Annotated in this window: 10 protein-coding genes; 5 read left to right on the top strand and 5 right to left on the bottom strand. The window is 72.9% G+C overall.

What is annotated here, in order from left to right:
- The first annotated feature begins 2 nt into the window (after positions 1-2).
- Positions 3-2318: a bifunctional salicylyl-CoA 5-hydroxylase/oxidoreductase gene (locus ACF1AL_RS16610; RefSeq protein WP_391826286.1), complete on the top strand. Its 2316-nt coding sequence runs from the start codon at positions 3-5 to the stop codon at positions 2316-2318.
- 23 nt (positions 2319-2341) lie between these two features.
- Here ACF1AL_RS16610 and ACF1AL_RS16605 read toward each other — a convergent pair whose 3' ends face one another.
- Both ACF1AL_RS16605 and ACF1AL_RS16600 read right to left on the bottom strand, forming a co-directional pair.
- On the bottom strand, positions 2342-3169 hold the full coding sequence (locus ACF1AL_RS16605; RefSeq protein ID WP_366836654.1) for a PaaX family transcriptional regulator C-terminal domain-containing protein: 828 nt from the start codon (positions 3167-3169) through the stop codon (positions 2342-2344).
- A gap of 74 nt (positions 3170-3243) precedes the next feature.
- Complete coding sequence (locus ACF1AL_RS16600) at positions 3244-4827, bottom strand: AMP-binding protein (RefSeq protein WP_391779617.1); 1584 nt, start codon at positions 4825-4827, stop codon at positions 3244-3246.
- Positions 4828-4968: 141 nt separating this feature from the next.
- On the opposite strand from ACF1AL_RS16600, the gene ACF1AL_RS16595 reads away from it, so the two are divergent.
- Positions 4969-6426, top strand: a complete 1458-nt coding sequence (locus ACF1AL_RS16595) for an acyl-CoA dehydrogenase family protein (RefSeq protein WP_391700422.1) — start codon at positions 4969-4971, stop codon at positions 6424-6426.
- Entirely contained in the window at positions 6423-6821 is a 399-nt protein-coding gene (locus ACF1AL_RS16590; protein WP_366836657.1) for a RidA family protein, read from the top strand. Before ACF1AL_RS16595 ends, ACF1AL_RS16590 begins: the two co-directional genes overlap by 4 nt.
- A gap of 73 nt (positions 6822-6894) precedes the next feature.
- On the opposite strand, the gene ACF1AL_RS16585 is transcribed toward ACF1AL_RS16590, so the two are convergent.
- Positions 6895-7098, bottom strand: a complete 204-nt coding sequence (locus ACF1AL_RS16585) for a DUF5999 family protein (protein WP_386584989.1) — start codon at positions 7096-7098, stop codon at positions 6895-6897.
- 313 nt (positions 7099-7411) lie between these two features.
- Between ACF1AL_RS16585 and ACF1AL_RS16580 the strand changes: the two genes are divergently transcribed.
- Complete coding sequence (locus ACF1AL_RS16580; protein ID WP_391700419.1) at positions 7412-7921, top strand: DUF6299 family protein; 510 nt, start codon at positions 7412-7414, stop codon at positions 7919-7921.
- On the opposite strand, the gene ACF1AL_RS16575 is transcribed toward ACF1AL_RS16580, so the two are convergent.
- Positions 7902-8930 carry a GlxA family transcriptional regulator gene (locus ACF1AL_RS16575; RefSeq protein ID WP_391700417.1) on the bottom strand — a complete coding sequence of 343 codons (1029 nt, stop codon included), beginning with the start codon at positions 8928-8930 and terminating at the stop codon, positions 7902-7904. The two genes, ACF1AL_RS16580 and ACF1AL_RS16575, sit on opposite strands and share 20 nt — an antisense overlap.
- A gap of 122 nt (positions 8931-9052) precedes the next feature.
- Between ACF1AL_RS16575 and ACF1AL_RS16570 the strand changes: the two genes are divergently transcribed.
- The gene (locus ACF1AL_RS16570) at positions 9053-9643 is read left to right on the top strand and encodes an isochorismatase family protein (protein ID WP_391700414.1); all 591 of its coding nucleotides are present in this window, start codon (positions 9053-9055) and stop codon (positions 9641-9643) included.
- A gap of 74 nt (positions 9644-9717) precedes the next feature.
- On the opposite strand, the gene ACF1AL_RS16565 is transcribed toward ACF1AL_RS16570, so the two are convergent.
- Complete coding sequence (locus tag ACF1AL_RS16565; RefSeq protein ID WP_391700411.1) at positions 9718-14703, bottom strand: hypothetical protein; 4986 nt, start codon at positions 14701-14703, stop codon at positions 9718-9720.
- Positions 14704-14724 lie beyond the last annotated feature (21 nt).

Here is a 14724-nt window from a genome sequence, read left to right as displayed (position 1 = left end):
GGATGCGCATCGCGATCATCGGCGGCGGCCCCGGCGGCCTCTACGCGGCGGCGTTGCTGAAAAGCCTGGACCCCCACCGGCAGGTGACCGTGTGGGAACGCAACGCCCCCGACGACACCTTCGGCTTCGGCGTGGTCCTCTCCGACGAAACCCTCGGCGGCATCGAACACGCCGACCCGGTGGTCTACACGGCCCTGCAGAAGGAATTCGTCCGCTGGGACGACATCGACATCGTCCACCGGGGAACCAAGCAGACCTCCGGAGGACACGGCTTCGCCGCCCTGGGCCGCAAACGCCTCCTGCAGATCCTGCACGACCGCTGCGAGGCCCTCGGCGTCGAGCTCCGCTTCCGTACCGAGGCACCCGACGTGCACACGCTGGCGGCGACCTACGACCTCGTCGTCGCCGCCGACGGAGTCCACAGCACCACGCGCGCGGCGTACGCAGACACCTTCCGCCCCCGGATCACCGCGCACCGCTGCCGCTACATCTGGCTCGCCGCCGACTTCGCCTTCGACGCGTTCCGCTTCGAGATCGCCGAGACCGAGCACGGCGTGATGCAGCTGCACGGCTACCCCTATGCCCGCCCGTCTCCCGACCACCACCCCTCAACGAGGCCCTTCGGGCCGCACCATCAACTCGGTGCCTCCACCGTGATCGTGGAGATGCGCGAGGAGGTCTGGCGCGCCGCCGGTTTCGACGAGCTGACCGAGAGCGAGTCGATCGCCCGCTGCGCCAAGATCTTCGCCGAGGCCCTCGGCGGCCGCCCGCTGCGCTCCAACAACTCCGCCTGGACCACCTTCCGCACGGTCGTCAACGCCCGCTGGCACCACGGCAACGTCGTCCTGCTCGGCGACGCCGCCCACACCGCGCACTTCTCCATCGGCTCCGGCACCAAGCTCGCCGTCGAGGACGCCCTCGCGCTGGCCGCCTGCCTGGAGGAACAGCCCACCGTGGAGCAGGCGCTCGGTGCGTACGAGGAGGAACGCAAGCCCGTCGTCGCCTCCACCCAGCGCGCGGCCCGCGCCAGCCTGGAGTGGTTCGAGGAGCTGGCCCACCACCTCGACCAGCCGCCCCGCCGGTTCGCCTTCAACCTGCTCACCCGCTCGCGCCGCGTCACCCACGACAACCTGCGCCTGCGCGACCCCTCCTTCACCGAGTCCGTCGAGCGGGAATTCGGCTGCCCACCCGGCACCCCGCCCATGTTCACGCCGTTCCGGCTGCGCGGACTGACCCTGCGCAACCGGGTCGTCGTCTCCCCGATGGACATGTACTCCGCCGTCGACGGCGTCCCCGGCGACTTCCACCTCGTCCACCTCGGCGCCCGCGCCCTCGGCGGCGCCGGCCTGGTGATGACCGAGATGGTCTGCGTGAGCCCCGAGGGGCGGATCACTCCGGGCTGCGCCGGCCTGTACGACGGCCGGCAGGCGGCGGCCTGGAAACGGATCGTGGACTTCGTGCACGCCCGGTCGCCCGGGACGGCGATCGGCGTGCAGCTCGGCCACAGCGGCCGCAAGGGCTCCACCCAGCTGATGTGGGAGGGCATGGACGAGCCGCTGCCCGAGGGCAACTGGCCGCTGGTGGCCGCCTCCCCGCTGCCGTACAAGCCGGACAGCCAGGTGCCGCGGGAGCTGTCCCGGGCCCAGCTCACCGACGTCCGGGAGCAGTTCGTGAGCAGCGCCGAGCGCGCCGCCCGGGCCGGTTTCGACCTGCTCGAACTGCACTGCGCGCACGGCTATCTGCTCTCCGGCTTCCTGTCCCCGCTGACCAACCACCGCACCGACGCCTACGGCGGCACCCTGGAGCGGCGGCTGCGGTTCCCGCTGGAGGTCTTCGACGCCGTACGCGCCGTATGGCCGGCCGAACGGCCCATGACGGTGCGCATCTCGGCCACCGACTGGGCCGACGGCGGCACCACCGCCGAGGACGCCGTGGAGATCGCCCGCGCCTTCGCCGCGCACGGCGCCGACGCGATCGACGTGTCGACCGGGCAGGTCGTCGCCGAGGAGCGGCCGGAGTTCGGGCGGTCGTACCAGACGCCGTACGCCGACCGGATCCGGCACGAGGTGGGCGTGCCGGTGATCGCGGTCGGCGCGATCTCCTCCTGGGACGACGTCAACTCCCTGATCCTGGCGGGCCGCACCGACCTGTGCGCGCTGGCCCGCCCGCATCTGTACGACCCGCACTGGACCCTGCACGCGGCCGCCGAGCAGGGCTATGCCGGACCCGGCGCCGTGTGGCCCGCGCCGTACCGGGCGGGCAGCCGCCGCCCCCAGACCGGCCGCACGGACGCGCCGAAACCCCGGCTGAGCCTCTGAACGCCGAGCCTGGAGACGGCGTTTCAGTCCGGTGGCCGCGTCACGCCCGCGAACTCGGCGCCGGCGTCGCGCAGGCGCTCGTGCAGCGCCCGGAACACCGCCGTCGAGCGCACCCCCGGCCAGTCGGCGGGCAGCAGCCGCGCCGGCAGGCCGGGGTCGGTGTAGGGCAGGTGGCGCCAGGAGTCCAGGGCGAGGAGGTAGTCGCGGTAGGCCTCCTCGGGCGGGGTGCCCTGCCGCTGCTGCCAGGCGTGCAGCACCGGTTCGTGGCGGTCGAGGAACGCCTCGTGCTCCTTGGCGATGGCCGCCAGGTCCCACCAGCGGGCGACCGCCTCGGCCGTGGGCGCGTACCCGAGGTGCTCGCCGCGGAAGAAGTCGACGTAGCCGTCGAGGTGCAGCCGCTGCAGGGTGTGCCGGGTCTCCTCGTACAGCCGGGCCGGGGCGATCCACACACCGGGGGCGGCCGTGCCGAAGCCGAGGCCGGCCAGGCGGGAGCGCAGCACGTGCCGCTTCTGCCGCTCCGACTCCGGCACCGAGAACACCGCCAGCACCCAGCCCTCGTCCTGAGGCGGTGCGCCGGCGTAGATGCGGCGGTCGCCGTCCTCCAGCAACTGCCGCGCCTCGGGCGAGAGTTCGTAGCCTGCGGCGCCGCTCTGCGTGCGGGCCGGCAGCAGCAGCCCGCGCCGCTTGAGCCGGGACACCGAGGAGCGCACCGAGGGCGCGTCGACGCCGACCGCGGCCAGCAGCCGGATCAGTTCGGCCACGGGCACCGGGCCCGGGACGAAGCGGCCGTAGGCGCCGTAGAGCGTGACGATGAGGGACCGGGGAGCGTGCTGGTCGGACACGTTGATCATTTTAGGTCGTCGGCATCGCTGCTGGTCACGTTCACCTTCTCCTCGTCCCTCCGTCTCCTCATCCGGCCGCCCCCTCACTCGTGCGCGCGCAGCCGGAACCGCTGGAGTTTCCCGGTCGCCGTGCGCGGCAGCGCGTCCAGGTACACGATCTCGCGCGGGCACTTGTACGGCGCCAACTCCGCCTTCACATGCGCGCGCAGCGCCTCCGTGTCCCGCGCCGCGCCCTCCTCCAGGACGACGTACGCCACGACGACCTGTCCGCGGTCCTCGTCGGGCCGTCCGACGACCGCCGCCTCCACCACGTCGGGGTGGCGCAGCAGGGCGTCCTCGACCTCCGGCCCGGCGATGTTGTACCCGGCCGAGATGATCATGTCGTCGGCGCGGGCCACGTAGCGGAAGTAGCCGTCGTCGTCGCGGACATAGGTGTCGCCGGTGATGTTCCAGCCGCCGCGTACGTAGTCGCGCTGCCGCGCGTCGGCGAGGTAGCGGCAGCCCACCGGGCCGCGCACGGCGAGCAGCCCGGGCTCGCCGGCGGGCAGCTCGCGGCCGTCGGCGTCCTGCACCCGCGCCTGCCAGCCGGGCACCGGGACGCCGGTCGTGCCCGGCCTGATGTCCTCGTCGGCGGCGGAGATGAAGATGTGCAGCAGCTCGGTGGCGCCGATGCCGTTGATGATCCGCAGGCCGGTCTTCTCCTGCCAGGCGCGCCAGGTGGCCGCGGGGAGGTTCTCGCCGGCCGACACGCAGCGGCGCAGCGACGAGACGTCGTGGCCGTCGAGTTCGGCGAGCATCGCGCGGTAGGCGGTCGGCGCGGTGAACAGGACCGAGACGCGGTGCTCGGCGATCGCGGGCAGCAACTGCCTGGGGCCTGCCTGTTCGAGCAGCAGCGCGCTGGCGCCGGCCCGCAGCGGGAACACCACCAGACCGCCGAGCCCGAAGGTGAAGCCGAGCGGGGGAGAGCCCGTGAACACGTCGTCGGCGGTGGGCTTCAGGACGTGCCGGGAGAAGGTGTCGGCGATCGCGAGCACGTCCCGGTGCAGGTGCATGCAGCCCTTCGGGCGGCCCGTCGTACCGGAGGTGAAGGCGATCAGGGCCACGTCGTCGGCCGCCGTGGCCACCGCCTCGTACGGCTCCTCGGGCGCGGGGCGGCGCAGCAGGTCGTCGGGGGAGTCGCCCCCGTACGTGGTGAGGGACAGCCCCGGTATCTCGGCCTTCGCGAGGTCGTCGACCGCGCGGATGTCGCACAGCGCGTGCCGCACCTGGGCGATCTCGCACATCGTGGCCAGCTCGTGCGGACGCTGCTGGGCCAGCACGGTGACCGCGATCGCGCCCGCCTTCAGCACCGCGAGCCAGCAGGCGGCGAGCCACGGCGTGGTCGGGCCGCGCAACAGCACCCGGTTGCCGGGCACGATCCCCAGGTCCCGGGTGAGCAGGTGGGCGAGCCGGTCGACGCGGGCCCGCAGATCGCCGTAGGTCCACACGGCCCCGTCCGCCGTGCGGAAGGCGGGGCGGCCGGCCGGGGGGCCGGCGAGGAGGACGTCCGCGCAGTTGAGGCGGTCGGGGTAGTGCAGCTCGGGGAGGTCGAAGAGGAGCTCGGGCCACTGTTCGCGCGGCGGGAGGTGGTCGCGCGCGAAGGTGTCCAGGTGCGCCGTGGTCGTCATGGCGGTTCGCCCCCTTGCCGAGTCGGCCGTGGTGGTGGGCTCGCTTACCGGGCTCGCAGTACCTGGAGCGTATCGCCTTGGTGACGACAGTCAACGGTACGCGATATCGTCGGGTGAAGCCCGAGGGAGAGGGGACCGGCAATGCCCGCATTCTCGCTCGAACCGGAACAGACCGCCTGGTGTGCCGAGCTGCGCGCCCTGGCCGCGGGGCGGCTGCGCCCGCTCGCCGAGAAGGGCGAACCCGGACACGTCAACCGCGCCCTCGTCGCCGAACTGGGCCGGCTCGGACTGCTGCGCCGGCTGTTCACCTCCGGCGCGCTCGACCTGTGCCTGATGCGGGAGTCCCTGGCCTACGCCTGCACCGAGGCCGAGACCGCCCTCGCCCTCCAGGGGCTGGGCGCCCACCCCGTCCACGCCCACGGCACCGAGGCCCAGCGCCGCCGCTGGCTCCCGGCGGTCACCGAGGGCACGGCGATCGCCGCCTTCGCTTTGAGCGAGCCGGGCGCGGGCTCGGACGCGGCAGCGCTGACGCTGGCGGCGGACGGCAATTCCGGGGCGGGGTCCGGCGGCCCGGCGGGGACGGGGCCGGACGGACGGACCGAGGTGCCGCCGGGTGGTCGGGGGGCTGCCGTCGCGGAGGGCCACAACCAGGTGGAGACCGGGCCGGACGGGCGTTTCGAGGTGCCGTCGGAGGGTCGCGACCCCGCCGTCGCGGGGGGCGGCGGATGGGCGGGGCTCGGGCGGGGCGGGCGTATCGACGGGCCGCGGGAGGGTCGTGACCCCGCCGTCCGGGAGGGCGGCGGACCGGCGGGGATCGGGCCGGGCGCGAGCGGCGAAGGGCCGCCGGACGGTCGTGACGCCGTCGCGGAGGGCGACGGGCCCGGGCGGTGGCGGCTCACCGGGGAGAAGTGCTGGATCTCCAACGCCCCCGAGGCCGACTTCTACACCGTCTTCGCCCGGACCACCCCCGGCGCCGGCGCCCGCGGCGTCACCGCGTTCCTGGTGCCCGCCGATCGTCCCGGACTCACCGGCCGCCCCCTGGAGATGCTCTCCCCGCATCCCATCGGCGCCCTGCGCTTCGACGCCGTGCCGGTGACCGGCGGCGACGTCCTCGGCGAGGTCGACCGCGGCTTCGCCGTCGCCATGGGCACCCTGAACCTGTTCCGCCCCAGCGTCGGCGCCTTCGCCGTCGGCATGGCCCAGGCGGCCCTGGACGCCACCCTCGCCCACACGGCGCGCCGGGACGCCTTCGGCGGCACCCTGCGCGACCTGCAGGCCGTCTCCCACCAGGTCGCCGAGATGGCGCTGCGCACCGAGGCCGCCCGCCTGATGGTCTACGCGGCGGCGTCGGCGCACGACGACAAGGCCCCCGAGGTGCCGAGGCGCGCGGCGATGGCGAAACTGCTCGCCACCGAGACCGCGCAGTTCGTCGTCGACACGGCGGTCCAGCTGCACGGCGCCCGCGCGCTGCAACGCGGCCACCTGCTGGAGCACCTCTACCGCGAAGTGCGCGCCCCGCGCATCTACGAGGGGGCCAGCGAGGTCCAACGCGGCATCATCGCCAAGGAGTTGTACGCCCGTCTGGAGGCCACCCCGTGACCACGGAGCGCATCGACCCGCCCGAACTCTCCCCGGCCACCGGCTTCTCCCACGCCGTCGTCGCCACCGGCTCCCGCGTGGTCTTCCTCGCCGGGCAGACCGCCCTGGACGGCGACGGCAAGATCACGGGGACGACGTTGCCGGAGCAGTTCACGCGGGCGCTGGACAACCTGCTCACTGCGTTGCGCGCGGCCGGCGGCACCCCCGCCGACCTCGCCCGGGTCACCGTCTACGCCACGGACGTCGCCGCCTACCGGGCCCACGCCCCCGAACTCGGCCGCATCTGGCGCCGCTCGGCGGGACGGGACTACCCGGCGATGGCGGTCGTCCAGGTCGTACGCCTGTGGGACGAGGAGGCGATGGTCGAGCTGGACGGATTCGCCGTGCTGCCGTGACCCGTGGCCGCGCGGGGTGTCAGGCGGTCACCGCCCGCACGGGGTGTCAGGCGGTCACCGCCCGCGCGGGGTGTCAGGCGGCCATCGCGAGTCGGCCGGCCGAGCCGTCGGGCACCCGGTGCGGGGCGACGACACGGCCGTCGGGCCGCAGCTCACCGGTGTCGTCGAAGGCGATCGTGCCGTCGCACAGCAGGCTCCAGCCCTGCTCGGGGTGGGCGGCGACGACGTGCGCGGGGCGACCGTCGGCCGCGGGGCACGAGGAGCGGTGGGAACACATGGCACACCTCCACGTCCGGTAGGCCGGCCGGACGACCGTCCTACGACTCGACCATGCGCCCGCGGCCGGCCCCCGGCCAAGACCCGGCGGCCAAGCGTGACAGCCCTACGACATACCGGCGACGCGCCCGCGACGGCGGGGACGCGACAGCGAAGGCGGGGACGCGACCGCGACGGCGGGGGCGGACCGGGGCCCGTATCGGCGTCGCCCCTGCCGCCCGGTGGGTGTGGGACGCGCCACCGATGGGGTGACGTTCACGCGTGCGGGCGCGGTGGGCCGGTACCAGTGGAAACCCCCACTTCAGGAGGTTCCCATGACCCTGTCCTCGCTGCCCCGCCCCTCCCTGCGCGCCGCCCTCGGCGCGGCGGCCGGCGCCCTCGCGCTGCTGGCCGCGGCCCCCGCCGCCCCGGCCGCCGCCGACTCCTCCGGCAGAGCCCCCGTCACCGGCTCCTACGAGACGGTCACCGTCGACCCGGTCGGCCGCATCACCGCCGGCGGCACCGTCACCCTGTCCGGCACCTACAGCTGCCTCGGCAGCACGGGCCCCGTGTGGGTCAGCTCCTCCGTCGCCCAGAGCGCCCCCGCCACCGCCACCACCCCGTACGCGAACACCACCGTGCGCCACGGCATCGGCGGCACCCGGGCGGTCTGCGACGGCGTGGAGCACCGCTGGGAGAACACCGGTCTGGTCGCCACTGACGCGCTGCGCCCCGGCGCGGCCCACGTCGAGGCCACCGTGATGGAGCTGCGTCCCCAGGGTGGTCTGCCGCTGCCCCGCTTCCACGCGGCACGGCAGCAGGACATCACGCTGACGCAGGTGTGACACCGTCGCTCGCCGGGCGTCCGGCGGAGTGCCGGAAGCGCATCCGGTACTCCGTCGGCGTGGTGTCGAGCCGCCGGCGAAACGCGCGGATCAGCGTGTCGACCGTGCCGAACCCGCAGCCGGCGGCGACGCGTTCGAGCACGTCGTCGGTGGTCTCCAGCCGGTTGCGGGCGGCCTCGACGCGGGCGGCCTCGACGTAGGCGGCGGGGGTCGTGCCGAGTTCGTCCTTGAACAGGCGGGTGAGCTGCCGCTCGCTGACCTTGGTCTCGCGGGCGAGGTCCGGGACGGTCAGCGGCGCGGTGAGGTGCCGAGCGATGTACCGCCGCAGATCGTCGATGCGACGCGTGGTGGACACGGGCTCGATCGGCACGCTGAACTGGCTCTGCCCGCTGGGGCGTTTGAGGTACATCACGAGCTGCCGGGCGACCCGCAGGGCGACGGCCTCGCCGAAGTCGTCGGCGACCAGGGCGAGCGACAGATCCAGGCAGGCGCTGATGCCCGCGCCGGTCCACACACCGCCGTCACGGATGAAGATGGGGTCGGCGTCGACCTCCACCTCCGGGTGATCGGCGGCGAGCTGCGCGGCCGTCGACCAGTGTGTGGTCGCCCGGCGCCCGTCCAGCAGGCCCGCGGCGGCGAGCAGATGCGCCCCCACGCACACGGACGCGACACGCCGCGACCGTGCGGCGAGCGTCCTCACCCACTCCACCAGCCCGGGATCGACGACGGCCCGCACCTGCCGTCGTACGTCGACCTCGACGGCACCCGGCACCAGCAGCGTGTCGATCCGCCGCGCGGCCACCTCGGCGAAGGTGGCGTCGGGCAGCACCCGTACCCCGGCGGAGGTGGTCACCGGGTCGGCCGTCCCGGCGGCGAGGACGACCTCGTACCCGTCGGCGTCGTCCACCTCCCGCCGCAGCAGCGAGAACACCTCGGGCGGACCGGTGACGTCCAGCAGGTCCACCCCGTCGAAGAGCATGACGACGATGAAGCGCCCGACCAACCCCACGCACCCCCGTATCCCGATGACCCGGCAGCTCGGCGATCCGGCGTCTCGGTCACCGGCCATGTCCGAATCTGCAAGTTACACGACATTGCCGCCATGGCCGGGCGACTCCTAGCGTGGACGCCATGAAGACGACAACTCTGCGTGACCTCAACCGCTTTGACCAGACGCCCGCGTCCCTGTCCGCCGCGACCCTGATCATGGTCGACTACCAGAACACCTACACCCGCGGCGTGATGGAGCTGACGGGCTGGCAGGAGGCCCTCGACGCCGGCGCCGCCCTGCTCGCCCGCGCCCGCGAGGCCGGCGCGACGATCCTCCACGTCGTCAACGACGGCGGCCCGGACACCCCGTACGACATCCGCGCCGACATCGGTGCCATCCACCCGAAGGTGGCGCCCGCCGAGGGCGAGGCGGTCGTCGTCAAGACGGTCCCGGACGGCTTCCACGGCACCGACCTCGGCGCCCGCGTCGACGCCGCCGGCCACAAGGACGTCGTCATCGCCGGCTTCATGACCCATATGTGCGTCACGTTCACCACCGCCGGCGCCTTCCTGCGCGGCAACCGCCCCACGGTCGTCGCCGACGCCTGCGCCACCCGCCCCCTGCCCACACCCCTCACCGAGGTCCCCGCGGACCACCTCCACCACAGCGCCTTGGCGACGATCGCGGACCTGTACGGAGTGGTGGTGCCGTCGGTGGGGGACCTGAGCTGACCACGGGCCCCGCTGCACGCCTGCTCGGGGTGCGGCGGGGCCTGTGGTCCGGCTGGGACGACTTCACCGGGACCTCACAGCCCGAGCCCCTTGTTCGGGCCCGGGCCGGGCGTGGGCGGCTCCGGACACAGCCGCTCCACGGCGGAGCTCAGTTCCTTCTTGCACAGGTGAGAGGAGAGGCCGGGGGCACTGATCACCTTGCGCATGCGAGTGGCGATCTCCGGACGCGCCAGGTGCGCGCGCAGGAACGGGGACACCTCCGCCTCCCGGAACAAGAGCGTGAGCAGGTGGGGGCTCGCCTCGGTGGCCGCGTACCACTGCGGGTCGAGGGGGCCGTCGGCGGGCAGAAGGCCGGCCCTCGCGGCGGCGATCAATGTCATACAGGTCTCGCGGGGATGCCAGTGCTGGTTGCTGCCGGACTTCTCGAAGGCGTCCACGGCTTCGGAGACGATCGCGCTCGACCATTCGGTACGGGGCAGCCAGGCCGCCGCCCAGGCGACGGCGGCGGGATACGCCACGGTGTTGGGCCGCAGCGCCGGGACGACCTCCGGCAGGAAGCGGAGGCCGGAGCACTCGTGCAGGGCCTGCGCCGCCCATCCGAGGCCCGCCCAGTGCGCCTCGGCGTCCACCACCAAAGGCCGGCCCGCCACCTGCTCGACCAGCCGGCCCACCGCCTCCGGCAGTGCATCGGCCGATCTCTTCGCGACGTGGATCACCTGCAGGAGTCTGCTTGCCTGGCGCAGGCCCAGCGCGTTCGCCAGGACATCGACGGGCAGCCCGCGCACATGGCCGAGGACGACGTCGAACGCGTCACGGTGACCGGTCAGCCACAGCGCCTCCAACAGGCGGGGAACGTCCTGGAGGTCGGACCGCAGACCCAGCCGCAGCCGGTTGAGCAGCCGGTCGACGTTGACACTGGCGGCCAGTTGCTCGCCCCACTGGGGCTCCCACATGAAAGCGAGCGTCAGCAGCTCGCTCACCGCGCGTGGGCTGGCGAGCAGATGCATCGTGCCCTCCCACCGGGTGGTGACCAAGGTGTGCATCCACTCGGTCTCCTCCGTCCGGTTGGTCACCCCGAGCCGTGCCAGGTGGCGCCCCACCACGCCCTGGGTCAGGGGGTCCTGCTCGAACTTGAAGACCTCGATGAGCGTCCGCCAGCGCCTGCGCTCGCCGCGCAGGGCAGCCAGCTCCGCCTTGCCGAGCCCGGTCCGGCAGCGCTCCACCTCGCTCAGCAATTCGGCGGCGAGGGGCGGATGCACCACACTACGCAGCACGAGGTCCCGCAAATGGGACAGGTCCTGCCCACCGTGGGGTCGGCTCAAGGTGTCCACGGTCGTCGCCGCCTCGGACGGGTCGAGTTTGCGCAGCTGTCCGAGCGTGGTGGTGAAGGCGCCGATGCCACGGCGGACCCGCAGCCGCTCGGCCCAGCTCCAGTGCGGGTTCTGCTGCCTGAAGTGCTTGAGCACCAGCTCGGTCGCCTCGGCGACGCCGCCCGCCCGCAGGGTGTCGGCGAGCACCTGCAGCTTCTGAGCCACGTTGCGCGCGGTGCTCAAAAGCTGGACCTCACCGGCCTTGTCCAGCTCGATCAGCTTGGCGAAGTCCGCGCCGATATCGGGCACCAGCGCGAGCCCGAGCCGATGGGTGTGCACCATGCTCTCCGGGTCGAGCGACAACTGGGCCATCCGGTCGCGCAGGACCCGGCGGTCCAGCCGCGCGGCCAGCTCGTGGAGGAAGTGCTGGCCGAAGTACTCGTCCTGGATCAGCAGCATGGCCAGCCGGGGACCCCAGGGGCGGGCCGTGCCACGCTGCGCGTGAATGCTGGAGACGACGAGGTTGAGCGCCGACTCCTCGACCGCCTGCCGGTAGTCCGCGCCCGACTCCCACAGCCCCCGCAGCAGGTGGTAGACGATGGCGGGCCGACGCTCTCGCCGGATGACCCTCTCGACGAACTCCTGGCCCAGCTCACTGGCCAGCCGGTAACCGAACCGTTCCTTGGTGTCGCAGTAGAGGTCGTCGACGCGGCTGACGCTGCTGAGCAGCATGCCCGCACCGCGTGCGTCCTCGAACGCGCAGACGGACTTGGCCAGTTCACGGGCCAGGCCGCTGTCGGCGATCAGATCGCCGTCGCGGTTCTCCCGGTAGAGCAGAGTGCGCAGCGTGGCGGCATGGATGTTCCGCACCGTCGAGATGAGGATGGCGGCCTCGGCGGGCGGCGCCGCCTTCACCACGGGGACCAGGGTGCGCCCGAACTTGAGGTGATTGAGCAGCCGGTTGCTCAGTCCGCGATTGCTCTGGGCCAGGTCGGACAGGGCCAGGCTTATCTGACTGGCGTCCGAGTATGCCAACGCGGCCTGCAGTTGCGACTTGTACTGCTCGATGATCTGATCCCAGTCCCCGGCGCCGTCGAAGTGCAGCCTCAGCGACAACCAGGCCAGAATGGCGGCGAGGGACCTGTCCCGGGTGGGAGGGGAGTCGATGAGGTACTGGGCCTGTTTGACCAGCGGGCGCAGTGCCGACGGGGCGTCGTCCCTTCTGGCCTGCCGCGATTTGGTGAAAATCAGGTCGTCCATGCGCCGCACGGCGATGAGATCCCGGTGCCGGGCCGGGTCGGCACCGCGGACGAGGTCGTCGGCGCGTTGCTCGAGCCATTCGCAGACCGTTCCGGTCGGTGTCGTGCCCTCTCCGGCCAGCTGCAGCAGAGCGCTGACGAGGTTGAACCGGTCCGGGAGGGTGGAGGACCGCGCGAGGACGGAGTCCAGCCCCTCCTGCGGGGTACCGACCCATGCGACGAGGTCCGAGAGCACGTTCTGCGGCAGGCGGAGCTCGTCGTCCCAGAGTGAGGTCAGGGCGAGAGTCAGGTCACGAACCGTCAGGTCATGCGTTTGCGGAATGCGTTCGATGACGGCCGGCAGAGCGGCCGCCGTCCAGTGGCCGTCACTGTTGCGCCGGCACAGGCGCAGGAGGGTGAGGGCCTGGCGAGGATGTGCGGTCGCCGCCCAGTCGGTGATCGCACGGCGCACCGCAGGTATTTCCAGCAGTCGGGCGAGGTGTTCCGGCGCGTAGGCGGCACACTTGCGCAGCAGGGCGTAGAGCCGCTGGTGGTTCCCCTCCCCAAGGAGGGTCACCACGTAGGGCTCCAGATGGCCGGGCAGCGCGTCCAGGCCCTTGGGGCTCGCACAGGCGAGCACCGCCTCGGCCCGGACGGTACTGGGAATCCTCGCCAGATCCTCGTGGACGACCACTGCCAGACTTGCCCGCGTGTGCTCAGGAACGGCCGCCAGATGTGCGGACGGAAGGCCCTCGTCCAGCCAGGACACCGCGGCGAGCAGGGCCACTGCGGCACGCGCATCGGTGCCGAGACCGTCACAGACGCTCCGTGCCCGTGCCCGCACCAGTTCGGCACCCTGGCCACGCTCCGGCAAGGCCGCCGCGGGAGTGGGCGTGTCGGCCGGTTCCTCGCGCAGCAGGTCGCCCAGCAGCCGCAGATCCCCCTGGCACGCCTCGACCGTCAGATCGACAGCCGCCGTGTCGTCGGCTCGGACCCGGTACTCCCCGGGCGCCTGGGCGATCATCCGGCGGGCCAGGTCCGGGACGTCCTCCGGGGCCACCAGGGTGACGTAGGAGGTCACCCCGTGGTTGTCCCAGCGGTTGGCCGCTCCGTCGACGAACCGGGTCAGCGCGAGGACCCCGACCTTGAGCTCTCCGAGGGACTCCAGCGCCTCGCCGACGTTGCCGTCCTCCAGGGCGTGCAGGTCTTCCAGTACGACCAGGACCTTCCGGCGGGAGCTGTCGACTCCGGTGGTGGTGAGCGCGGCACGGATCACCACGGGCAGCTCGCCGTCGGAGGGCAGTTGGTGGCGGTCGGGCGACACGACCACGGTCTGCCAGCCGGCACCCTCCAGCTTGCGGACCAGTTGCTGCGCGCACACCGTCTTCCCGCAGTTGCGGGCACCGGACTGGATCACCCGGGACAGCGGCTTCCCATGGAACCGTTTGAACAGGAAGGAGGCCCGGTCGAACTCCACCAGACGCCGGTCGGCCGGCCCGGACCATCCGGGCGCCGAGTCGGCCGCACCGGTGGAATGCAGGACACGCCACTCCTGCTCCGCGAGCGTCTGCGCGGCCCAGCGGCGTACCGTCGCCTGCCACTGATCCGCCCACAGCAACCGGACCGCGCCGAGCAGGGTCGGTTCCGTGTCGGTCTCGACGGTTCCCGCCCGGCACAGCCGCCAGCCGTCGGCCTCCCGCGACAGTACGCCGAGGCCGGCCTCGGTGGCAGCCGCCATCGCACGTTCGGAGACCGCGGGCGGCAGCCAGTCTCCGTCTGGCGAGATGCCCGCCAGGGCCAGCACACCCAGGTCGCCGAGGCCCGGGAGGTCGCCCTCCGCGGCGACCCAGGACAGTGCGACGGCGAGGGCGCAGCAATCCGGGCCGATCGCGGAAGGAGCGAGCAGATCCCGCACGTTCACCTGAGGACGGACCTCGGGGGACAGCCGGCTTCCGACGCCCGACACCAGGTGCCGCGCCGCTCGCAGCCCCCGCTCGATGGCGGCCGGGTCGGGCAGCGGTGCCCAGGACCGGCCCGCGGCGCCGGGATCGAACCTGATGTCGGCCCTGGCGATGACGTGCCAGTCGTCGACCGGCGCGAGCAGCAGGGGAACTCCGCTCACCGGCGCCGCCTTCGGCAGCTCGCTCCCCGCAGGCACCTGGTCGGCTCGGGTCACCAACTGGTCGAGTTCGGCCAGCAGACCCTCGTCCAGCTCGCTCAGCACATCACCCAGGCCTGTCGCCCCCGCCTCGGCGTACTCGTACAGGAGAGCGCCGGGACCGATCGGCCTGCTCTCCTCCGAGAAGTCGAACGGGCGCCGGGGGAGAGGAATGCGATGGTCCAGAACGGACTTGCCGAGGGTGATGACACTGCGCAGCCGGGACTCCACGCGGAGCGGATCGACCGCACCGTCCACCAGATCAGTGGCGAGCGCATGAAGTGTCATGCGCAGTTCGTACGGCAACGACGCCGTCCTGCGGGCGGAGGCTGACTTCAGGTCCTCATGACTCACGCTCGACTCCTCGATTCCCTG

The sequence above is a fragment of the Streptomyces sp. NPDC014801 genome (assembly GCF_043082085.1).
Taxonomy (GTDB): Bacteria; Actinomycetota; Actinomycetes; order Streptomycetales; family Streptomycetaceae; genus Streptomyces.
This window is presented reverse-complemented; position numbering and strand designations above follow the sequence as displayed.

What these genes read in the sequence shown, in the direction of transcription:
- ACF1AL_RS16605 (WP_366836654.1), bottom strand. Translation starts at nt 3,169, where the DNA reads ATGATCAACGTGTCCGACCAGCACGCTCCCCGGTCCCTCATCGTCACG.
- ACF1AL_RS16570 (WP_391700414.1), top strand. Translation starts at nt 9,053, where the DNA reads ATGAAGACGACAACTCTGCGTGACCTCAACCGCTTTGACCAGACGCCC.
- ACF1AL_RS16610 (WP_391826286.1), top strand. Translation starts at nt 3, where the DNA reads ATGCGCATCGCGATCATCGGCGGCGGCCCCGGCGGCCTCTACGCGGCG.
- ACF1AL_RS16595 (WP_391700422.1), top strand. Translation starts at nt 4,969, where the DNA reads ATGCCCGCATTCTCGCTCGAACCGGAACAGACCGCCTGGTGTGCCGAG.
- ACF1AL_RS16600 (WP_391779617.1), bottom strand. Translation starts at nt 4,827, where the DNA reads ATGACGACCACGGCGCACCTGGACACCTTCGCGCGCGACCACCTCCCG.
- ACF1AL_RS16585 (WP_386584989.1), bottom strand. Translation starts at nt 7,098, where the DNA reads ATGTGTTCCCACCGCTCCTCGTGCCCCGCGGCCGACGGTCGCCCCGCG.
- ACF1AL_RS16580 (WP_391700419.1), top strand. Translation starts at nt 7,412, where the DNA reads ATGACCCTGTCCTCGCTGCCCCGCCCCTCCCTGCGCGCCGCCCTCGGC.